Origin of the sequence: Nocardia transvalensis NBRC 15921 (assembly GCF_000308875.1) — a bacterium.
GTDB classification, from domain to species: domain Bacteria; phylum Actinomycetota; class Actinomycetes; order Mycobacteriales; family Mycobacteriaceae; genus Nocardia; species Nocardia transvalensis.
Window position 1 is genome coordinate 35,809 of the sequence record NZ_BAGL01000069.1, and the last position, 22,218, is coordinate 58,026.

The following is a 22,218-nucleotide window of genomic DNA, read 5'->3' on the forward strand; positions in this document are numbered from 1 at the left end:
ACGTCGAATCGCCATGATCGACACCGAGACAACCGCACACCGCAGCCCCGGCTGGATCCGCCGGCTCTGGGCCGCGTGCCGAGCGCATCCCGGACTGCTCTCCGGGACCATCGCGGCGGTGGCGGGCGGCGCGCTGGCCGAGGTGGCGGCGCCGCTGGCGGCCAAGCACGCGCTCGACAGCGCCCGGGTCGGCGATATGCGCGCGATCGGCGCGATCGCGGTGGTCCTGGTGCTGCTGGCGGTGGCCCGGTTCGCCACGGCGTTCGGGCGGCGGTGGTTCGCCGGTCGGCTGGCGCTGACCGTGCAGCACGAGATCCGCGTCGCGCTGCTGACCGCGCTGCACCGCTACGACGGCCCGGGGCAGAACGCGCTGCGCACCGGGCAGGTCGTCTCCCGGTCGATCACCGATCTGCAACTGGTTCAGGGACTGCTGGCGATGGCGCCGCTGTCGGCGGCCTCGCTGCTGATCTTCGTGCTGGCCGCCGCCGTGATGCTGGTGCTGTCGCCGCTGCTGGCGGTCGTCGCGCTGCTGACGGTGCCCGCGCTCGGGCTGGTGGTGTACCGGGTCCGGCCGTTGCTGCACGCGGCCACCTGGTCCGCGCAGCAGCGGGCGGCCGACCTGGCCCAGCACGTCGAGGAGACCGTGACCGGCGTCCGCGTGGTGAAGGGGTTCGGGCAGGAGGGCCGGATGGTCCGCCTGCTGGAGGGCCACGGCCGCGACCTCTACGCCGAGCGCATGCGCGCGGCCCGCATCGACTCCCGGTTCGCCCCGACGGTGGCGGCGATCCCGCAACTCGGCATGGTCGTGGTGATCGCGCTGGGCGGAACCCTGGCGCTGCACGGCACGATCGGCGTGGGCACCTTCCTCGCCTTCGCCGCCTACGTGACCATGCTGTCCTCCAGCACCCGCATCGTGTCGAACGTGATCGTCATGGCGCAGCTGACCCGTGCGGCCGCCGAACGCGTCTACCAGGTCATCGACAGCGCCCCCGCCGATACCGATCCGCCCGATCCGCGCCCGCTGCCCGGCGGCCCGCTGGGAGTCGAATTACGGTCGGTCACTTTCGGTTTCGATCCCGACCGCCCGGTCCTGCGCGATGTCGACCTGTCGATCCGGCCCGGTGAGACGGTGGCGATCATCGGCCCCGCCGGTTCGGGGAAGTCCACGCTCGCGCTGCTGCTGCCCCGCCTGTTCACCCCCGACGCGGGCCGAATCCTGCTGCGTGGCAATGCCTCGAGCGACGCGTCCGGAGATGGTGAGCGCTCCGACGAGGTCGATATCGCCGATCTGCGCGCATCCGATCTGCGGGGCGCGGTGGGTGTCGTCTTCGACGAGCCGTTCCTGTTCTCCGACACCGTCGCCGCCAATATCGCCCTGGGAAATCCGGGCGCCACACCCGAGGACATCCGTCGCGCGGCCGAGCTCGCCGCCGCCGACGGTTTCATCCGGGAACTACCCGACGGCTACGACACCGTGGTCGGCGAGCGCGGCCTCACCCTGTCCGGCGGCCAGCGCCAGCGCCTGGCCCTCGCCCGCGCCCTCCTGGCCGACCCCCGCGTCCTGATCCTCGACGACGCCACCTCCGCGGTGGACGCCGTCACCGAGGCCGCCATCTTCGACGCCCTCACCGGCGCCGCCCACCCCGGCCGCACCACCCTCATCCTCGCCCACCGCGAATCCACCCTCGCCCACGCCGACCGCATCATCCGCCTCCCCGCCCCACCCACACCCGACACCACCGATATCTGGCAGGGCTCCGACGCCGGCGACATCCCGCACAGCTCCGACGCCGCTTCCGGCATCCGATCGCCGCACGAGACGGGCACCGACGGTTCCGGGACGGCGAGCACGGACACCGATATTCCCCCGGAGATGCGTGACGACCTCGCCCGGCTCCCCGCCGCGACCGAGCGGCCGGGGCTGGACGATCGCGCCCTGGAACAGCCGGAGCCGGACTTCCGGCTGATCCGGCTGCTCACACCCGTCCGATGGCTCCTACTCGCGGTGGTGGCCCTGCTGGCCGCCGATGCCGCCATCGGCGTGGCGTTCCCGGCGCTGACCCGCTACGCCCTCGACGACGGCGTCGCCGCGGGCAGCGCGCGGGTGCTGGCGATCGCGGCGATCGCCGGCACCGTGCTGGTGGTGCTGAGCTGGCTGGACGAGGCGCTGGGCACGCTGCTGTCCGCCCGCGGCGGCGAGCGAGTGCTCTACGGGCTGCGCGTGCGCAGCTACGCCCACCTGCAGCGCCTCGGACTCGACTACTACGAGCGCGAACTCTCGGGCCGCATCATGACCCGGATGACGACCGATATCGACGCGCTGTCGACATTCCTGCAGACCGGCCTGGGCACGGCCCTGATCAGCATCGGCACGGCGGCGGGAATCGCGGTGGCGCTGCTGCTGATCGATACCGGCCTGGCCGTGATCGTCTTCGCCACCCTGCCGCCGCTGATCGGCGCGACGCTGATATTCCGCCGGGTGTCCGCGGCCGCCTACTCCGCCTCGCGCGAGCGGGTGGCCACCGTCAACGCCGACTTCCAGGAGAACGTCGCCGGCCTGCGCGCCACCCAGGCCTACCGCCACGAACCCGAATCCGCCCGCCGCTTCACCGCCTACTCCGACGCCTACCGCACCGCCCGGCTGCGCGCCCAGCGGGCCATCGCGCTGTACTTCGCCTTCGTCATCGCCTGGGCCGATCTGGCGCAGGCGGCGGTGGTGTACGTCGGCGCGCGCGAGGTCGCGCACGGCACCACCACCGCGGGCACCCTGGTGGCCTTCGTGCTCTACCTCGGCCTGCTGTTCAGCCCGATCATGCAGCTGTCGCAGGTGTTCGACGGATACCAGCAGGCCCGGGTCGGGCTGCGGCGGATCGAGGCCCTGCTGCACACGCCGTCCTCGATCACCCCCGACCCTCCGGACGCGGCCCCTGTCACCGACCGGCTGCGCGGCGAGGTCACCTTCTCGTCGGTGAGCTTCCAGTACCAGGACGCGAAATTCCCTGCCCTGGACGGCGTTTCACTGCATATTCCGGCGGGCACGACGCTGGCCCTCGTCGGCGAAACCGGCGCGGGTAAATCCACGATCGTGAAATTACTTGCGCGCCTTTACGATCTGCCCCGTGACGGCGACGATTCGATCCGCGTCGACGGTATCGATATCCGCGACTATCGCCTCGCCGACTACCGCGGCCGCCTCGGCACGGTCCCGCAGGAGGCGCACCTGTTCACCGGTGATGTCGCGAGCAATATCGCATTCGGGAATCCGTCCGCCGGCCCCGCGGAGATCGAGCGGGCCGCCGCGGCCGTCGGGGCCCGGGACATGATCGCGGGCCTGCCGCACGGTATGCGGCAACCGGTAGGCGAAGGCGGTCGCGGGCTGTCTGCCGGGCAGCGCCAGCTCATCGCGCTGGCCCGCGCGGAACTCGTGGACCCGGACCTGCTGCTGCTGGACGAGGCCACCGCCGTGCTCGATCCGGACAGCGAGGAGAAGGTCCTGGCGGCGAGCCGGTCGCTGGTGCGCGCCGGCACCGCGCGCAGCCGCACCGCGGTGATCGTCGCGCACCGGCTGGCGACCGCCGCGCGCGCCGACCGCATCGCCGTCGTGCACCATGGGCGCGTCGCCGAGACGGGCACGCACGACGAGCTTGTCGCAGCTGGGGGAATCTATTCCCGACTGTGGTCGGCGGCACGGTCCGAGGAAGGAATATTCTCATCTGTGGACGGGTCGTCACATATATGAGGTAGGTCTGTCCGGTAGACGTCGGACGGCCTCACAGCAGGCGCCACGGGGACGGGAGCAAAAGTTTGCGTAATCCGAAGAAACCCGCGGAGGCCGCCGTGGGGCGCGCTACCGGGCCTGGGCCTAACATCAGAAAGGGCGCATCGGCACGCATCACGCCGATTACCCGTGCCGAGCACGTCACAAACGTCGCAGCGCGAAGAACGAAATGAGGCGAACACCTGCTGTGAGCAGTTCAACATCCCAGTTCGGACAGAACCAGTGGCTAGTCGACGAGATGTACCAGAAGTACAAGCAAGACCCGTCGTCCGTCGATGAGAGCTGGCACGAGTTCCTGGCCGACTACACGCCGGAAACGACGAGTGAGACCAACAGCTCGGGTCGGGTGGGTGTTGACGCTAATCCGACCCCGGCGGCCCCGACGACCAACGCCGCCCCGACGCCTGCCGCCGCGCCCGCTCCGGCTCCGGCGCCCGCCCCCGCGGCCACCGTGGCCCCCGCCGCCGCTTCGCCCGCGCCGAAGGTGAACGCACCGTCCTCCTCCGCCGCGGCCCCGCCGCAGGCCCGCACGCCCCAGACCACGCCGGCTCCGGCCTCGAACGCCGCGCCCACCACCGGCGCCCCGAAGTCCGAGCCCGCCGCCGACGAGTCGAAGGTGCTGCGTGGTCCGGCCGCCGCCATCGTCAAGAACATGTCGGCCTCGCTGACCATCCCGACCGCGACCAGCGTGCGCGCGATCCCGGCGAAGCTGATGATCGACAACCGCCTGGTCATCAACAACCACCTGGCCCGCACCCGCGGCGGCAAGATCTCCTTCACCCACCTGCTGGGCTACGCGATCGTGCAGGCGGTCAAGGCCTTCCCGAATATGAACCGGCACTTCGCCGAGGTCGACGGAAAGCCGAACGCGGTCACCCCCGCGCACACCAACCTGGGCCTGGCGATCGACCTGCCCGGCAAGAACGGCAACCGGACGCTGGTCGTCGCGGCCATCAAGAACTGCGAGTCCATGACGTTCGCGCAGTTCCACACCGCCTACGAGGACATCGTCCGCCGCGCCCGCGACGGCAAGCTGACCGCCGAGGACTTCTCCGGCGTCACCATCTCGCTGACCAACCCGGGCACCATCGGCACCAACCACTCGGTGCCGCGCCTGATGCCGGGCCAGGGCGCCATCGTCGGCGCCGGTGCGATGGAGTACCCGGCCGAGTTCCAGGGCATGAGCGACCAGCAGCTGGCCGAGATCGGCATCGGCAAGCTGATGACGCTGACCTCGACCTACGACCACCGCATCATCCAGGGCGCGGAGTCCGGCGACTTCCTGCGCACCATCCACCAGCTGCTGATCTCCGACGAGCTGTACGACGAGATCTTCCACGGCATGGGTGTCCCCTACGAGCCGGTGCGCTGGCGCAAGGACATCAAGGAGCGCGGCGTCGACAAGAGCGTCCGCGTGCAGGAGCTCATCGCCGCCTACCGCAGCCGCGGGCACCTGATGGCCGACACCGACCCGCTGCGGCTGGTGAAGGACAAGTTCCGCAGCCACCCCGACCTCGACGTCACCCAGCACGGCCTGACCCTGTGGGACCTCGACCGCGAATTCAACGTCGCGGGCTTCCACGGCCAGGAGCGGATGAAGCTGCGCGACGTGCTGTCGCTGCTGCGCGACGCGTACTGCCGCCACATCGGCGTGGAGTACACCCACATCCTGGATCCCGAACAGCTGCAGTGGATTCAGGAGCGCGTCGAGCAGAAGCACGCGAAACCGACCGTCGCGCAACAGAAGTACATCCTGAGCCGGTTGAACGCGGCCGAGGCCTTCGAGACCTTCCTGCAGACCAAGTACGTCGGCCAGAAGCGCTTCTCGCTGGAGGGCGCGGAGACCGTCATCCCGATGATGGACGCCGTCATCGACCAGTGCGCCGAGCACGGGCTCGACGAGGTCGTCATCGGCATGCCGCACCGCGGCCGCCTGAACGTGCTCGCCAACATCGTCGGCAAGCCGTACTCGCAGATCTTCACCGAGTTCGAGGGCAATATGAACCCGGCCGCCACGCACGGCTCGGGCGATGTGAAGTACCACCTCGGCGCGCACGGCACCTACATCCAGATGTTCGGCGACAACGACATCGAGGTGTCGCTGACCGCCAACCCGTCGCACCTCGAGGCCGTCGACCCGGTGCTGGAGGGTCTGGTCCGCGCCAAGCAGGACCTGCTCACCAAGGAGGACCTGGTCACCAAGGGCGAGGAGGCGCGCACCTTCTCGGTCGTGCCGCTGATGTTGCACGGTGACGCGGCCTTCGCCGGCCAGGGTGTGGTCGCCGAGACGCTGAACATGTCGGGCCTGCGCGGCTACCGCGTCGGCGGCACCGTGCACATCGTGGTGAACAACCAGATCGGCTTCACCACCGCGCCGGAGAACAGCCGCTCCACCGAGTACTCCACGGATATCGCGAAGTTCATCGGCGCCCCCGTGTTCCACGTCAACGGCGACGATCCGGAGGCGTGCACCTGGGTGTCGCGGCTGGCGACGGACTACCGCGAGCGGTTCCACAAGGACGTCGTGATCGACCTGATCTGCTACCGGCGCCGCGGCCACAACGAGGGCGACGACCCGTCGATGACCCAGCCGTACATGTACGACGTCATCGACACCAAGCGCAGCGTCCGCAAGTCCTACACCGAGGCCCTGATCGGCCGCGGTGACATCTCCATGAAGGAGGCCGAGGACGCCCTGCGTGACTACCAGGGCCAGTTGGAGCGCGTCTTCAACGAGGTCCGGGAGCTGGAGAAGTACATCCCGGAGCCGAGCGAATCGGTCGAGGAGGAGCAGACCGTCCCCGGCACCGTCGTCACGGCCGTGGACAAGTCCGTTCTCCAGCGCATCGGCGACGCCTTCGTCGACGTGCCCGAGGGCTTCAGCGTGCACCCGCGCGTCAAGCCCGTGCTGGACCGCCGCCGCGAGATGGCCTACGAGGGCAAGGTCGACTGGGCCTTCGCCGAGCTGCTGGCCTTCGGCACGCTGATCGACGAGGGCCGCGCGGTCCGCCTGACCGGTCAGGACTCCCGCCGCGGCACCTTCACGCAGCGGCACTCGGTGGTCATCGACCGCAAGTCCGGCGCGGAGTACACGCCGCTGCACAACATCGGCAGCGCCAACCCGGGCTGGTTCGCGGTGCACGACTCGGCGCTGAGCGAATACGCCGCGGTCGGCTTCGAATACGGCTACTCGCTGGGCAATCCGGACGCGCTGGTGCTGTGGGAGGCGCAGTTCGGCGACTTCGTCAACGGCGCGCAGTCGATCATCGACGAGTTCATCTCCTCCGGTGAGGCCAAGTGGGGCCAGCTGTCGGAGGTCGTGCTGCTGCTGCCGCACGGCCACGAGGGCCAGGGCCCGGACCACACCTCGGGTCGCATCGAGCGGTTCCTGCAGCTGTGCGCCGAGGGTTCGATGACGGTGGCGGTTCCCTCCACCCCGTCGAACTACTTCCACCTGCTGCGCCGGCACGTGCTCGACGGCATCCGCCGTCCGCTCATCGTCTTCACCCCGAAGTCGATGCTGCGCAACAAGGCCGTGGTCTCCAACGTCTCGGACTTCACCGACGCCAAGTTCCGTTCGGTGCTCGAGGAGCCCACCTACGAGAGCGGCGACGGCGACCGCAACAAGGTCAAGCGGATCCTGCTGACCTCCGGCAAGCTCTACTACGAGCTGGCCGCGGAGAAGGCCAAGAAGAACCGCGACGACGTGGCGATCGTCCGGATCGAGCAGCTGTATCCGATCCCGTCCTACCGCCTCAACGAGAAGCTGGCGACCTACCCCAACGCCACCGACCTGGCCTGGGTCCAGGAGGAGCCGGCGAACCAGGGCGCCTGGCCGTTCTTCGGCCTGAACCTGCCGGAGTTCCTCCCGGAGCGGTTCGCCCGCCTCCGCCGGATCTCCCGCCGCGCCATGTCCGCCCCCTCCTCGGGTTCGAGCAAGGTCCACGGCGTCGAGCAGGCGGAAATCATCGCCGAGGCGTTCTCCCCGACCGCCTGACACCAGCCGACAGTGCGAAGGGCCGGATCCGCTTCCCCCAGAAGCGGATCCGGCCCTTCGCCGTTCCCGGGTGATTCGAGATGACAGGCCTACTGCTGCGCAGGATCGAGTTCGCGCCCACCGAGCGCTTCGACCCCTCCTCGTGGTACATGAACATCCCCACCATCGCCGAATTCTGTTCCGAGGGGCTGACTTTCGAGAACCCGGTGACCGTGATCGTCGGCGAGAACGGGGTCGGTAAGTCGACCCTGGTAGAGGCGATCGCCCGCAGCTGGGTGTCCGGCATGCACGACGCGCAGGACCACATGTGGGCGCCGGGCGGCTCCCCCGGCGACAGCGATCTGGCGAATCACCTGCGCTGCGACGGCGTTTACCCGCGCCCGACCAACGGCGGATTCCTCCGCGCCGAAACCATGGTGAACCTGTTCGCACGGGCGGACGCGATGCGCGTGCGCGATACCGACCCGTCCTGGACCGAACTCTCGCACGGCCAGTCGTTCCTGCGCTATGTCGCCGAACGCCCTGTCGGACAGGGACTCTGGCTGCTCGACGAGCCCGAGGCGGCGCTGTCGTTCCAGTCCTGCCTCGCCCTGGTCGGCGTACTGGTCGATCTCGCCGCCGAGGGCTCCCAGGTGATCATGGCCACCCACTCACCCCTCCTGGCCGCCTGCCCGGACGCCGAAATCCTCGAACTCACCGACGAGGGCATCGAGTACCGCGAGTGGGAGCAACTCGACATGGTCCGCAATTGGCGCACCTTCCTGGACTCACCACAGCAGTACCTGCGCCACCTGTGATCCCGGCCGAAAGCACGCCGGGAAACGGGAGAGAGCCGCGAAGACTGTCCTCCCCTGTGACGACCGTCGTCCCTCTTGCCCGGCAAGCCCTCCGCACCGTATATTCGGCGTGGAATATTTGATGTGGATGATGTCGGCGGCCCCCGTTAGGGTGCGTCGCGAGGGAGACGAAGGAGCGCGACCATGAAGAAGCAGCCGGGTGCCACGCTGACGCCGTTGGCGATGGCGGTGCTCGCGCTGCTGGAGGAACGGCCGATGCATCCGTACGAGATGTATCAACTGCTACTGCAGCGCCGGGAGGACTATCTGGTCAAGATCCGCCCCGGCTCGCTCTATCACACGGTGTCGCGCCTGGCCGAGCAGGAACTGGTCCGCGCGGAGGGTACCGATCGGGCGGGCAACCGCCCCGAACGCACCACCTACCGGATCACCGAACCCGGCACCACCGCGCTGCGCACCCGGATCGCCGACATCATCCGGCACCCGATCCGCGAGTTCCCGATCTTCCCGCTGGCCATGTCCGAGGCACACAACCTGCCGAAGGACGAAGTGGTCGCGCTGATACGCGAACGCGTCGGCGTGCTGGACGGCGAGCTCACCGAACTGGATGCCCTGCACGACTGGCTCACCACCCATCAGGTCCCGCGGCGCTACTGGATGGTCATCGAATACCTCCGCGGCCAGCTCGACGCCGAACTGGTGTGGCTGCGCCGCATCGCCGTCGATATGGAATCCGGTGCGCTGGAGTGGGAGGAATTCACCGCCGACGGGTCACGCGCCTCCCTCCCCGCCGACAACGACCAGCTCGGTCACGGCTGGGGCGCGGCGGTCACCGACGACGTCCTCGCCGAACTGCGGAAGGGTGGTGTGCTCCCTGCCGACCACTGACCGCCCCCGCCCAACGAACTTCCACCGTGTCGCCCTCCGCGAGCGGTGCTCCTAGAACAGGGACGAAATATATGACCACTCAACGTAATCCGTGGCTGGCGCTGTACGCGCTGGTCGTCGGGTTCTTCATGATCCTGCTGGATATGACCATCGTCGCGGTGGCGAATCCGAAGATCATGGCGGATCTGCACACCGACATCAACAAGGTCATCTGGGTGACCAGCGCCTACCTGCTCACCTACGCGGTGCCGCTGCTGGTCACCGGGCGGCTCGGAGATCGCTTCGGCCCCAAGAACATCTACCTGATCGGCCTCGCGGTCTTCACCGCCGCGTCGCTGTGGTGCGCGATGTCCGCCAGCGTCGAGATGCTGATCGCGGCGCGCGCGGTGCAGGGCCTGGGCGCGGCGCTCATGACGCCGCAGACAATGGCCGTGATCACCCGCACCTTCCCGCCGGACAAGCGCGGCGCGGCCATGGGCCTGTGGGGCGGCGTCGCCGGCCTGGCCACGCTGGTCGGCCCGATCCTGGGCGGCGTGCTGGTCGACTGGCAGGGCTGGAACTGGATCTTCTACATCAACGTGCCGATCGGCATCATCGCCTTCCTGCTGGCGTGGTGGCTGGTGCCCTCGCTGGAGACGCACGAGCACAAGTTCGACCTGGTCGGTGTCGCGCTCAGCGCGGTCGGCATGTTCCTGCTGGTCTTCGGCATCCAGGAGGGCAATGCCCGGGACTGGAACGCCTGGATCTGGACGATGATCATCGCCGGTGCGGTGGTGCTCGTGCTGTTCGTGGTCAATCAGGCCCGCAACACCGGCGAGCCGCTGGTGCCGATGAGCCTGTTCAAGGACCGCAACTTCGCGCTGTCCAGCGTCGCCATCGCGGCGATGGGCGCGGCGGTCACCTCGCTGATGGTGCCGGCGTACTTCTATCTGGAGGCGGTGCGGGACTTCTCGCCGACCCGGTCGGCCCTGGTCTTCGCGCCGATGGCGATCGTCACCGGTATCACCGCGCCGTTCATCGGCAAGATCTCCGATCGGATGCCGCCGCGCATCCTCCCGACCATCGGCTTCGCGGCGTTCGCGGCCTCGGTGTTCGGGTTCTCCGTGCTGATGAAGCCCGACGGTTCGATCCCGCTGTTCCTCGTGATCGCCGCGATCGCCGGCCTGTCCAACTCCTGCATCTGGGCCCCGCTGGCCTCCACGGCCACCCGCAACCTCCCGGTCCACCAAGCCGGCGCGGGCGCGGGCGTCTACAACACCACCCGTCAGGTCGGTTCGGTACTCGGCAGCGCCGCGATCAGCGCCCTGGTCTCGGCCCGCATGACGGCCCAGGGCCTCGGCGGCGCCAACGCCTCCGAGGGCGGCGGCACCGGCATGGGCAAACTCCCCGACGCCATCCTCGACAAGTTCAGCACCGCCCTGGGCCAGTCGATGATCCTCCCCGCCGCTATCCTCCTGATCGGCGTAATAGCCTCGGCCCTCTTCATAGGCCCCAAGTCCAAACCCGCTGACTCCCAAACCGACACAAAGGTCCCGGCCGACATCGGCCACTGAGTCCCCCGGTCCGCCCGGTGCATCCCGCACCGGGCGGGTCCGTGTTCACGCACCGACCGCAGCTCGGACGCACATCGGTACCGAGCCACGGTCAGCGAGTGAGCCCATCCAGCCGTCCCCACTCGATCCGGATCCGAATCGGAACATCGACCACCGATTCGGCCTCGGACGGTTGCAATTTCGCGTGCGGCCGATACTGCCGGAGCACATGGTCGAGTACGTGGGTCTCTATCGAGACCACGCGGTTGTCGGCCACCCACGCAATCCAGTACCAGGGGATCCCGGCTTGGGCGTATTCGGCCAACTTGTCGGCGGTGTCGACGCGCTCGGTGCCGGGCGATACGACCTCGATGATCAGCTCGATCATCGAGGCTGGGAGCGGTCGCAGCTCACCCGGGGCACATCGGAACAACGCCACATCCGGTCGTCGAATAGTGACCCGTGGCAGCTCCCACAGCACCACGTCGAAATCGGTATCCACGTCGAGGCAACCGTCGTTGTGCACGCCCATGTGGGTTTCTGCCGCGCTTTCGACCATGGCGGCAAGGCGACGGGCCGCCTTCTGATGTGCCCGCAGCGGCGACTCCGCGCGAACCGCCTCGCCGTTCACGACCTCTACCAGCCGACAGAATTCCTCGGGGAGCTTCTTCCAGATCTCCAGGGTGATCGGCGCCGGCTGCAGGTTCTCTTCCCGCGCCCAATCGAAGACTTCGGACAAGGTGCGCTCCTCGCATTGCCGACGATTCCGGATTCGATCCTAATCGCAGTACAGGGCGCGAACTGCATCGATCCGGCGGGTCACGCGACTCGGACCGAGACGTCCGGGTAACCCGAGGCGCCGTCGGGGATGACGTCGCGGGGTTCGGAGGTTTGGGTTTCGCCGGTGCCGTCGGTGGCTCGGGCGCGGAGGGTGTGGGGGCCCGGGGTAGCGGGCCAGGTGTAGGTCCACTGGCGCCAGGTGTCGACGGAGGGTTCGGCGGCCAGGCGGGCGGTTTGCCAGGGGCCGTCATCGATCTGGACCTCGACGGTGGTGATGCCGCGGTGCTGGGCCCAGGCGACGCCGGCGACGGTGATGTCGCCCGCGGTGAGCCGGCCGCCGGTGTGCGGGGTATCGATGCGGGTGCCGATCTTGATCGGGCCGCGGGCCGCCCATCCGCGTTTGGTCCAATAGGCCTGGGCGCGATCGAATCTCGTGATCTCCAGTTCGGTGACCCATTTGGTCGCCGAGACGTAGCCGTACAGGCCGGGTACGACCAGCCGGGCCGGATAGCCGTGCTTCACGGGCAGCGGTTCGCCGTTCATGCCTACCGCGAGCAAGGCGTCGCGGCCGTCGGTGAGGGCGGCGAGGGGACTGCCCGCGGTGAATCCGTCGATACTGCGCGACAGCACCATATCGGCGTCGGGATGCGGTCCGGCCGCGGCGATCAGTTCGTCGAGGCGATAGCCCAGCCAGCTGGCATTGCCGACCAGGTCACCGCCGACAGGGTTGGACACACAGGTCAGGGTCACCAACCGCTCGACCGGCGTCCGCCTCGCGAGATCCGCGTAGCTCAGCCGGATTTCGCGATCGACCATGCCGTGGATGCGCAGCGACCACGTGTCGATACTGACCTGCGGCACCACCAGCGCGGTATCGATCCGGTAGAAGTCGGCGTTCGGGGTGAGATACGGCGTCAGTCCCGGAATCCGGAGATCGGCCGCCGGATCCACCTGCGGCACAGGCGTATTCGGCACAGGCAGTTGCACCGCGGCGCGCTCCCCCGAGACATTGTGCGCACTGGACCCCAGCACCCGCCCCGCCACCCCCGTCGCGACGGCGAGCACCCCGACTCCGACAATCCCGCGGACCGCCTGCCGCCGATCCATCCGGGCATCGGCCGATTCCTCCGTGGCAGGGTCCGGACGGCCGGATCCCGAGGAGGCCGGCTCGCAGTACGAGATCAGCAGCCGGAGCACCGCGATCCCCAGCGCCACGCCCACGATCGTGGGGAGCGCCCACGTCCACGAGGCGGCCGGGCGGTTGACCGCGGCGACCACGGCCACCAGCCCGAACACGGCCAACAGCACCGAGCCCAGCGGTCGCGAGACCCGCTCGATCCGCCCCGCGAACGCGGCCACCCCCAGCGCGACGACGCCCATGGACACGAACAGCACCAGCTTGTCGTTGGTCCCGAAGGTGTCGATGGCCCACTCCCGCACCCCGTCGGGCGTGTGATCCACCACCGTGGCGCCGATCGCCGCGAGCGGCGCGCTACTCGTATCGACCGCGACCGAGACCAGCTCGGCGACGCCCAGCGCCAGCCCGGCCGCCACGATTCCGCTCGCCGCGCGCAGTCCAGATCCGGTCATAACGCGAGCGTACTGCGGTGATCCGCCGCCGAACCCCGTGATGAGCGCCCGGGGCGACGACGTCAGACATTCGTCAGAATCACACCCGCCGCCGACGTGGGACAGGCCACACGACCGGCGGAACGTGAGGTCCGGCACGTGGCGGTTCCACGGCCGCTACCCAGCCGTCTCTCAGGAATCGCGCGCTTAATGGGAACAGGGATACTGACCATTCGAGGACGTGATGACCTTGCATCCGAATCAGGGCAGTTGGCAGGCGCCGCAGTACCGACCTCCCCGGCCGCCGCGCCGGCACGGGCTGAACTTCACCATCGTCGCCGCCCTCGTGCTGGCGCTGGCCGTCACCATCGGCCTGGTGGCCTCGCGGTTCGGCACCTACGACCGCACCCCGCAGACGCCGCCGGAGCAGTCCGGCAACGTCATGCAGGCACTGAACTCGCAGAGCGGGTCGGCCGATCTCACCGACGCCGCGCAGCGGGTCGTGCCCGGCATCGTCACGATCAACACCCAGCTCGGCTTGCAGGGCGGCGGGGGCGCGGGCACGGGGATCGTGCTCACCTCCGACGGCGAGGTACTGACCAACAACCACGTGGTCGAGGGCTCCACCGCGATCGAGGTGACCAGCCTCGGCAACGGCAAGACGTACTCGGCGACCGTGGCCGGCTACGACCGCACCAACGATCTGGCCGTGCTGCGCCTGTCCGGCGCGTCCGGTCTCGAGCCGGCGCAGCTCGGCGATTCCGACAAGGTCGCGGTCGGCGACGAGATCGTCGGCGTCGGCAATGCCGGCGGCACGGGCAGCCCCACCGCGGCCAGCGGCCGCGTGACCGCGTTGAACCGCTCGATCACCGCCAGCGACGAATCCTCCGGCAGCTCCGAGCAATTGACGGGCCTGATCCAGGTGGCCGCCGATATTCAGCCCGGCGACTCCGGCGGCCCGCTGGTCAACAGCGACGGGAAGGTCGTCGGCGTCAATACCGCTGCCTCCCAAGGCTTCAGGCTCGGCGCCGGCGGCGGCCAGGGCTTCGCCATTCCGATCAACAAGGCCCAGCAGATCGCCAAGCAGATCCAGGCCGGAACCGCCTCGGACACAGTGCATATCGGCCCGACCGCCTTCCTCGGCCTCACGGTCAGCGACGCCGACGGCTCCGGCGCCCTGATCCGCAATATCGTTCGCGGCGGCCCCGCCGACCAACTCGGCCTCACCGCGGGCGCCCTCATCACCGCCATCGACGGCACCCGCATCGACTCGGCCAACACCCTCATCGCCACCATGGACAAACACCACCCGGGCGACAACGTCGAGGTCACCTGGACCGACCGCACCGGCCGATCCCAATCCGCCAAGGCCGAACTGGCCGAGGGCCCGGTGGGCTGACCGTCAGCGAACGAGCGCGCGGACTGCCGCCGCGGATGGGCAGCGCAGGGCCTCGGTGGCCAGGGAACGGCAGGTCGCGAGGTCCAGGGTGCGGGTGCGGGCCTTGATTTCGGGGATCGCGGGTGGGGTGACGCTGAGTTCACGGACGCCGAGGCCGAGGAGGATCGGGATCGCGGCCGGGTCGGCGGCCAGTTCGCCGCAGACGGCTACCGGGGTGGTCCCGGCGCCGCGGCAGACCTGGTCTATCAGGTGGAGGACGCCCGGGTCGAGGGCGTCGGCGAGGGAGGCGACGACGTTGTTGCCGCGTTCGGCGGCGAGGGCGTACTGGGTGAGGTCGTTGGTTCCTATGCTGAAGAAGTCGGCGTCGTCGGTGAACGCGGCTGCTTTGGCGGCGGTGGCGGGGGTTTCCACCATGATCCCTACGTCGATCCGAAGATCTTGCGGGGCAACCTCTTCCAGGAGTTGGCGGGCGGCGCGGACCTCGTCGATATCGGTGACCATCGGGAACATCACGCGCACCGGGTGGTCGGCGGCGACACGGGCGAGGGCGCGTAGCTGGTCGCGGAAGAGGTCGGGGTGGGCGAGAGTGAGGCGGATGCCGCGCAGGCCCAGGAAGGGGTTGGCCTCCGGCGGCTGCGGGAGGTAGGGCAGTGGCTTGTCGCCGCCGACGTCGAGGGTGCGTAGGACGACGCGGCGGCCGTCGAAGGCTTGCGCGGTCTCACGGTAGACCTGCTCCTGTTCGTCCACCGACGGCGGCTTCTCCCGGTGCAGGAAAAGGAATTCGGTGCGCACCAGGCCCGCGAAGTCGGCACCGCGGCGGCGAGCGTCGACCGCCTCGGCGACGCTGCCGATATTCGCTCCCACCTCGATCGCGACACCGTCCCGGGTGACAGCGGGCTGCTGCGCCGCCTGCTCGGCGCCACGGCGGCGTTCGCTCATTTCTGTTGCACGAGCGGAGAATTCGGCAACAACGGAAGGATCCGGATCTATCACCACCTGCCCGCTGTCACCGTCCAGCGCCACGGTCGTCCCCTCCGGGATACGCAAGACATCCGCACCCGCGCCGACGAGCACAGGGATCCCCTTGGCGCGGGCAATGATCGAGGCGTGCGAGGTCGGACTGCCCTCGGCCAGAACGATTCCCCCCACGACGGATCCGTCCAGGCCGGATACCTGTGCGGGTGTCAGGTCGGCGGCCACGAGAATTCCTGGCCTGCTGTCGATTCCGGCATCGGAGCCCGATATCGCGGCCACTACCTGATCGCGCACCGCCCGCAGATCGGCCGCCCTGGCCCGTTGGTAGTCGTCGGGGAGCCGTTCCATCTCCGCGGCGGCTTCGCCGAGTACCTCCGCCCACGCGGCGGCCGCGCCGGTACCGCGATCCATCCGCCGCCGCGCCTCCCCCACCAGCTCCTCATCCTCGAGCATCACCAGGTGCGCCTCGAAGATCTCCGCTGCCGACAGCCGCCCATTCCCCCTCTCGCGGGCCACAGCCGCACGGATATCGTTGTGCACAGCACGAATCGCGGAATCCAACGTCCGCCGTTCGTCTTCGGGGGAGCCACTCGCCCCCGGCGCGAATTCGACGGCCCGCGCCTGCCATACCGGTCCGATCGCGATCCCTCCGGATGCCGGACGCGGTTCCCGCGGGCGACCCGCCCCACCCGACTCCGGAGCAGGCTCACCGAACCGCTGCCCAGCCAGCGCGAGAATGGCATCGACGGCCTCCCGGGCATCGGGTCCCGTTGCCGTCACCTCGACTTGGTGCCCAGCCAGAACGCCCAGCGCCGCCAGCCGGCTCAGGCTCCGCGCCGACACGGGCCCGGCCTCGGTGCTGAGATTGCGCAGCCGGACATCGGTATCCCTGCCGCGCAACTCCGCAACCAGGCGCGCGGCCGGACGCGCATGCAGGCCGTGCTCGTTGTCGACCCGGAATGTCGCCCGCACCGCCTCGGATTCGGGAGCCTCCGCACTCGCCGCGTCCGATCCGGACCCGATCACGTCACCGAGCTGAGACTGCTTGCCGGACAAGGCGTTCACCGCCTCGTCCGCCACCTCCGCCAAAGCAGCTCCCCCAGCGGCCGACACCGCCGCCGCGACCAATCCTTCCACGACAGGCCCCGAACACAGCCGCACCTCGTGCGGCGAATCCAGCAGTTCCAGAGCGAGTTCCGCCGAGAGCACGGCACTGCCGAGATCCATCAGCACCAGCACGCCGTCGCCGCTGTCGGCGTCGGCGATCGCCGATGCGACCGCGACCGCATCGGTTCCGAACGTCTCCTCGTCGAGCCCGGCCGCGACCTCTACCCGCAGCGCCCGATCGGGCACCATCTCACGCGCCAGATCCACAGCGGCGCGAGCGAGCGGAAGGCTGTGGGAGACAACGACAATCCCGATCACGACAGCGCCCGCGCCGCGGCGACCACCAGCAGGGCCGCACTGGTCGCCCCCGGATCCTGATGTCCGATACTGCGTTCCCCGAGATACGACGCACGCCCCTTGCGAGCCTGAAGCGCGGTGGTCGCATCCCTGCCGGACGCGGCGGCGGCCACCGAAGCGGCCAGGGCGCCAGCGAAATCGCTTCCCGCAGTGATCTTCTCGTCGAAGGCATCGACGGCGGGCCGCAACGCATCGATCATCGTCTTGTCCCCGGGCTCCGCCTTCCCCCGCGCCACCACACCGGCGAGACCCGCGCGCAGCGCCGCGCCGAATCCCTCGGCATCGATCCCGTCCGACCCGACCGCCGCGGCGGCACGAAGGAAGAACGTCCCGTACAGCGGACCACTCGCCCCGCCCACCGAACGGATCAGCACCATCCCGGCCTGTTTCAGCGTCTCGGCCGAGGTCGCGGGCACGCCCTCGTCGAAAGCGGCTGTGACGGCGGCGGTTCCCCGCCGCATATTGCTGCCGTGGTCGGCATCGCCGATGGCGGCGTCGAGTTCGGTGAGCGCATCGGCGTTCTCGTCGATCAGCGAAGCGAATTCGCGCAACCAGAGCACCGGATCGAGGACGGTCATCGGATCACACTCCCCAGCGCAGGGCCGGAGTGCGCACCGGCGCATCCCACAGGCCCAGCAGTTCGTCGTCCACCTTCGTCAGGGTCACCGAACACCCCGCCATCTCCAGCGACGTCACATACGGCCCGACCAGCGAGCGCGCGATCGTCACCCCGTGCCCGCGCAGGACGCGGGCCACCTCGTTGTACATCACGTACAGCTCGAGCAGCGGCGTCCCGCCCATCCCGTTGACGAAGCAGATCACCGGATCGCCCGCCGCGAACGGCAGATCGGCGACGATCGGCTCCACCAGCATCTCCGCCACCTCGCGCGCGGACGCCACGGGCACCCGCCGCCGCCCCGGCTCGCCGTGGATGCCGATGCCGATCTCCATCTCGCTCTCGCCGATCTCGAAGGTCGGCTTCCCCGCGGCGGGCACCGTGCACGAGGTCAGCGCCATGCCCATACTGCGCGAGGCGGCGTTCACCCGGCTCGCGACATCGGCGACCGCGGCGAGCGGCCGACCCTGCTCCGCGGCCGCGCCGGCCAGCTTCTCCGCGATCAGCGTGCCGCCGACCCCGCGCCGACCGGCGGTGTACAGGCTGTCCTGCACGGCCACGTCGTCGTTCACCACCACCGCGACGACCTCGGCGCCGGTCTCGGCGGCGGCCAGTTCGGCGGCCATCTCGAAGTTCATGACATCGCCGGTGTAGTTCTTGACGAGGTGCACCACCCCCGCCCCGGCATCGACCGCGGCGGTCGCGGCGAGAATCTGATCCGGCACCGGCGAGGTGAAAACCTCACCCGCACAGGCGGCATCGAGCATCCCCGGCCCGACGAAGCCACCGTGCAGCGGTTCGTGCCCCGATCCCCCGCCCGACACGAGCCCCACCTTGCCCGCCACCGGCGCATCCCCCCGCACCACCAGCCGGTTCTCGCCATCGACCCGCAGCTCCGGATGCGCCGCGGCCATCCCGGCCAGCGCCTCCCCGACCACATCGGCCGGATCGTTGATCAACTTCTTCATCGCGGTCTCCCAGTGATCGGCGAAGCAGTCACTGCGAAGGCTGCCACGCCCACCCCACCGAAGTCCGCGATTCCGGCCACAAACAGCCGAAGGACGACGGCGCTGCCCGCGAGATCGTCGGCGGACAGCGCCGGCACTCAGGGACCTATTCGGCGGGGTTGAATCCCACCATCCACGGGACCGAGTACTTGTCGGTCACCATGCCGAACAGTTCGGCCCATTCGGTTTTGCCGAGGGGCATGGTGATCTCGCCGTCGGTGGCGAGGGCGCGGAAGACGCGTTCGGCCTCCTCAGGGGTGTCGAGATCGAGGGAGACCGAGTAGGACGGGTCGGTGGTGTTGACCGTGCGGTCCGGCGGACAGTCCGAGGCCATGAGGATCTGGCCGGGGCTGCCCAGCGGGATGGCCGCGTGGGCGATCCGGTTCCTGACCTCGTCGGGCAGGTCGGCGCCGTCGCCCATCTCGCCGAAGCGGACGAGTTGCAGCTCACCGCCGAATACGGACTGGTAGAAGGTGAACGCCTGCTCGGCGTCGCCGTTGAACATCAGATAGGGGTTCAAAGCCGTCACGGTTGCCTCCTCGAACGTAGCTACGAACGGGCGGACGACAATGGCCGCCGTCTCTTGTCGAGACGACGGCCACTGTAGAAGTTAATCGGCTCAGCCGTTGTAGATCGCGTCCACATCCGCGGCGTAGTTCTTCATGACCACGGCACGCTTGAGCGACATCTTCGGCGTCAGCTCCCCGGTCTCCTGCGTCCAGTCGACGGGCAGGATGCGGGTCTTCTTGATCTGCTCGGCATGCGAGACCAGCCTGTTGGTATCCGCCACCGCCGCGTCGACGTCGCTCTTCAGCTCCGGCAGCTCGATCAGCTTCTCGATCGGCAGATCGGCGGGCAGGCCGTGGCGTTCCTTCCAGCCCGGCAGCGCCTCGGGATCGAGCGTGATCAGCGCGGCGATGAACGGCTTACCGTCGCCGACCACCATGACCTGGCTGATCAGCGGGTGCGCGCGCAGCCCGTCCTCGAGCACGGCGGGCGAGACGTTCTTCCCGCCCGCGGTGACGATGATCTCCTTCTTGCGGCCGGTGATGGTGATGAAGCCCTGGTCGTCGATGGCGCCCAGGTCACCGGTCTTGAACCAGCCGTCGGCGAAGGCGTCCTCGGTGGCGGTCGGGTTGTTCCAGTAGCCGCCGAAGACGACCGGGCCGCGCAGCAGCAGCTCGCCGTCCTCGCCGAGCTTGGCCGCGTGCCCGGGCAGCGGGCGGCCCACCGACCCGATGCGGACATGGTCAGGGGTGTTGACGGAGACGGCCGCCGTGCTCTCGGTCAGGCCGTAGCCCTCGTAGATGATGACGCCCGCGCCGCGGAAGAAGTGGCCCAGCCGCGCACCCAGCGGACCGCCGCCGGACACCGCCGACTCGCAGCGCCCGCCCATGGCCTCGCGCAGCTTGCCGTAGACCAGCTTGTCGAACACCGTGTGCTTGAGCTTGAGAACCAGTCCGGCGCCGCCCTTCTCCAGCGCCTCGCTGTAGGCGATGGCGGTCTCGGCCGCGGCGTCGAAGATCTTGCCCTTGCCGCCGTCGTGCGCCTTCTGCTTGGCGCCGTTGAACACCTTCTCGAAGACGCGCGGCACCGAGAGGATGAAATCGGGCTTGTACTGGCCGAACTGCTCGACCAGCGTCGACCAGTCGGCGGTGTGCGCCACGGTGACCCCGGCGTCGAACGCCGCCAGCGCCACCGCGCGGGCGAAGACGTGCGCCAGCGGCAGGAACAGCAGCGACCGCTTGCCCGGCCGCAGGAACTGGTGCATGGCCGAGCGGTCGGCCGCGGATTCGGCGTACAGGTTCGAGTGCGAGAGCATGACGCCCTTGGGGCGTCCGGTGGTGCCGGAAGTGTAGATCAGGGTGGCCGGCGAGGCCGCCTTCACCTGCGCGCGCCGCTCGTGCACGGCCTGGTCCTCGAGGTCCTTGCCCCGGCCGATCAGCTCGTCGATCGCGCCCGACTCGAGCTGCAGCACATCGCCCAGTTCCGGCAGCCCGGACTCGATCTCGGCGATGGTGGCGCGGTGCTTGTCGTTCTCGACCACCAGCAGCTTGGTCGCGGAGTCCTCGAGGATCCAGCGGGCCTGCTCGGCCGAGGAGCTGTCGTAGATGGCGACGGTGCAGCCGCCGGCGGCCCAGATGGCGAAGTCGAGCACGACCCACTCGTAGCGGGTCGAGGCCAGGATGCCGACCCGATCGCCCAGGTCGATACCGCTCGCGATCAGTCCCTTGGCCACGGCCGTGACGGTCTCGGCGAACTCGGCGGCGGTGACGTCGCTCCAGCCGCCCTTGCCGTCCGGCCGGTTGAATACGACCAGCCCGGGCGTCTTCTCCGCATGCCGGAAGGCGCCGTCGGACATGTTGGCGTCCTCGGGAATGGTGTAGGTCGCCGGGACTTCGAACTCTCGCATCGGTGCCCTTCCACGTGGTTTACTCACCGGTAATTTACGCCACTCGCTACGGTCGTGCCCGCCCGACCACCCGCATGGCTCGTCCTCATCCTATGGACCGCGTTCGCGCTGCTCGCAGCGATTCGCCGAGGAACGCGGCCAGCTCGCGCGTCGCCGCCGCGGCGGGCGCGACGAGCGAGGCCTGCAGCTGGGCCACATGCCACAGCCCGCGGGTGACGCTGAACTGGGTCGGCACATCGGCCGCCCGCAGCGCCGCGGCCAGCCGCACGCACTGGTCGTGCAGCAGCTCGCCCTCGTCCACCTGGACGTAGGTCGGCGGCAGCCCGCGCAGATCGCCCAGCAGCGGCGCGTAGCCGGGGTCCAAGCCGTCGCCGTCGCCCAGGTAGGCGGCGGCGCACGCGCGCGACCACGGCTTGCTGATCACCAGATCGCGGCTGCGATCCGGCGACTGATTGGGATCGGCCCACGGCGCGATGAGACCCAGCGCGGCGGGGGCGGTCCCGTGCTCGTCGCGCAGGCGCAGCGCGAGGGCCAGCGACAACCCGCCGCCGGCCGAATCACCGGACACCGCAATGTCTTCCGGCCGCAATCCGGTCGAGACCAGTTCCTGGAACGCGGCCTCGGCATCGTCCAGCGCGGCCGGGTACGGGTGTTCAGGCGCGAGACGGTAGTCCGGGACGTAGACCGGCAGGCCCGTCTCCGCGGCGAGATGCGCGGCCAGCGACCGGTGGGTCGCGGGCGAGCCGACGGCATAGCCGCCGCCGTGCAGGTAGAGCACCGCGCCGACGGACGCGGGCGACCCGGCGGTGATCCGCTCGGCCGGGCGCCCACCCAGGCGGATCCGCTCGACCCGGGTACCGGCGGGCAGCACCTGCAGCACCGAACCGGCGTCGAGCAGGGCCCGCTGCACCTGCCAGGGCAGCGCATGGTGCATCGAGATCCGGAAGACCGGATTCAGCAGCGCGCGGGCGATCGGAAGAGGCAACGAGAAGGCAGGCACTGT

At 69.4% G+C, this 22,218-nt stretch carries 14 protein-coding genes; 6 read left to right on the forward strand and 8 right to left on the reverse strand.

Annotated features, from left to right (window positions below; all coding sequences use genetic code 11):
* Positions 1-13: 13 nt before the first annotated feature.
* From ON41_RS25365 to ON41_RS25385, 5 genes are all read left to right on the forward strand, one after another.
* Positions 14-3,739: an ABC transporter ATP-binding protein gene (locus ON41_RS25365; RefSeq protein ID WP_040750284.1), complete on the forward strand. Its 3,726-nt coding sequence runs from the start codon at positions 14-16 to the stop codon at positions 3,737-3,739.
* Positions 3,740-3,947: 208 nt separating this feature from the next.
* On the forward strand, positions 3,948-7,775 hold the full coding sequence (locus ON41_RS25370; protein WP_083905628.1) for a multifunctional oxoglutarate decarboxylase/oxoglutarate dehydrogenase thiamine pyrophosphate-binding subunit/dihydrolipoyllysine-residue succinyltransferase subunit: 3,828 nt from the start codon (positions 3,948-3,950) through the stop codon (positions 7,773-7,775).
* 80 nt (positions 7,776-7,855) lie between these two features.
* Entirely contained in the window at positions 7,856-8,572 is a 717-nt protein-coding gene (locus ON41_RS25375; RefSeq protein ID WP_040750286.1) for an AAA family ATPase, read from the forward strand.
* 183 nt (positions 8,573-8,755) lie between these two features.
* Positions 8,756-9,460 (forward strand): PadR family transcriptional regulator, encoded by a 705-nt coding sequence (locus tag ON41_RS25380; RefSeq protein WP_040750287.1) that lies wholly within the window; start codon positions 8,756-8,758, stop codon positions 9,458-9,460.
* A 71-nt stretch (positions 9,461-9,531) separates the two neighbouring features.
* A complete protein-coding gene (locus tag ON41_RS25385) occupies positions 9,532-11,013 on the forward strand; it encodes a DHA2 family efflux MFS transporter permease subunit (RefSeq protein ID WP_040750288.1) in 1,482 nt (493 codons plus the stop codon).
* 91 nt (positions 11,014-11,104) lie between these two features.
* On the opposite strand, the gene ON41_RS25390 is transcribed toward ON41_RS25385, so the two are convergent.
* Both ON41_RS25390 and ON41_RS25395 read right to left on the reverse strand, forming a co-directional pair.
* Positions 11,105-11,731, reverse strand: a complete 627-nt coding sequence (locus ON41_RS25390) for a Uma2 family endonuclease (protein WP_051162443.1) — start codon at positions 11,729-11,731, stop codon at positions 11,105-11,107.
* 80 nt (positions 11,732-11,811) lie between these two features.
* The gene (locus ON41_RS25395; protein ID WP_040750290.1) at positions 11,812-13,362 is read right to left on the reverse strand and encodes a molybdopterin-dependent oxidoreductase; all 1,551 of its coding nucleotides are present in this window, start codon (positions 13,360-13,362) and stop codon (positions 11,812-11,814) included.
* 223 nt (positions 13,363-13,585) lie between these two features.
* Between ON41_RS25395 and ON41_RS25400 the strand changes: the two genes are divergently transcribed.
* Entirely contained in the window at positions 13,586-14,740 is a 1,155-nt protein-coding gene (locus ON41_RS25400) for a S1C family serine protease (RefSeq protein WP_040750291.1), read from the forward strand.
* 3 nt (positions 14,741-14,743) lie between these two features.
* Here the strand turns inward: ON41_RS25400 and ptsP are convergent, their stop codons facing one another.
* From ptsP to ON41_RS25430, 6 genes are all read right to left on the reverse strand, one after another.
* Positions 14,744-17,140 carry a phosphoenolpyruvate--protein phosphotransferase gene (ptsP, locus tag ON41_RS25405; protein WP_040750293.1) on the reverse strand — a complete coding sequence of 799 codons (2,397 nt, stop codon included), beginning with the start codon at positions 17,138-17,140 and terminating at the stop codon, positions 14,744-14,746.
* A complete protein-coding gene (gene dhaL, locus ON41_RS25410) occupies positions 17,137-17,757 on the reverse strand; it encodes a dihydroxyacetone kinase subunit DhaL (RefSeq protein ID WP_040750294.1) in 621 nt (206 codons plus the stop codon). Before dhaL ends, ptsP begins: the two co-directional genes overlap by 4 nt.
* 4 nt (positions 17,758-17,761) lie before the next feature.
* Positions 17,762-18,763, reverse strand: a complete 1,002-nt coding sequence (gene dhaK, locus ON41_RS25415; protein ID WP_040750295.1) for a dihydroxyacetone kinase subunit DhaK — start codon at positions 18,761-18,763, stop codon at positions 17,762-17,764.
* A 145-nt stretch (positions 18,764-18,908) separates the two neighbouring features.
* Positions 18,909-19,331, reverse strand: coding sequence for a VOC family protein (locus tag ON41_RS25420; protein WP_083905630.1), 423 nt, complete (start codon positions 19,329-19,331; stop codon positions 18,909-18,911).
* A 90-nt stretch (positions 19,332-19,421) separates the two neighbouring features.
* Positions 19,422-21,215, reverse strand: coding sequence for an AMP-dependent synthetase/ligase (locus tag ON41_RS25425; protein WP_040750297.1), 1,794 nt, complete (start codon positions 21,213-21,215; stop codon positions 19,422-19,424).
* 85 nt (positions 21,216-21,300) lie between these two features.
* Positions 21,301-22,215, reverse strand: coding sequence for an alpha/beta hydrolase (locus tag ON41_RS25430; protein ID WP_040750298.1), 915 nt, complete (start codon positions 22,213-22,215; stop codon positions 21,301-21,303).
* Positions 22,216-22,218: the final 3 nt, after the last annotated feature.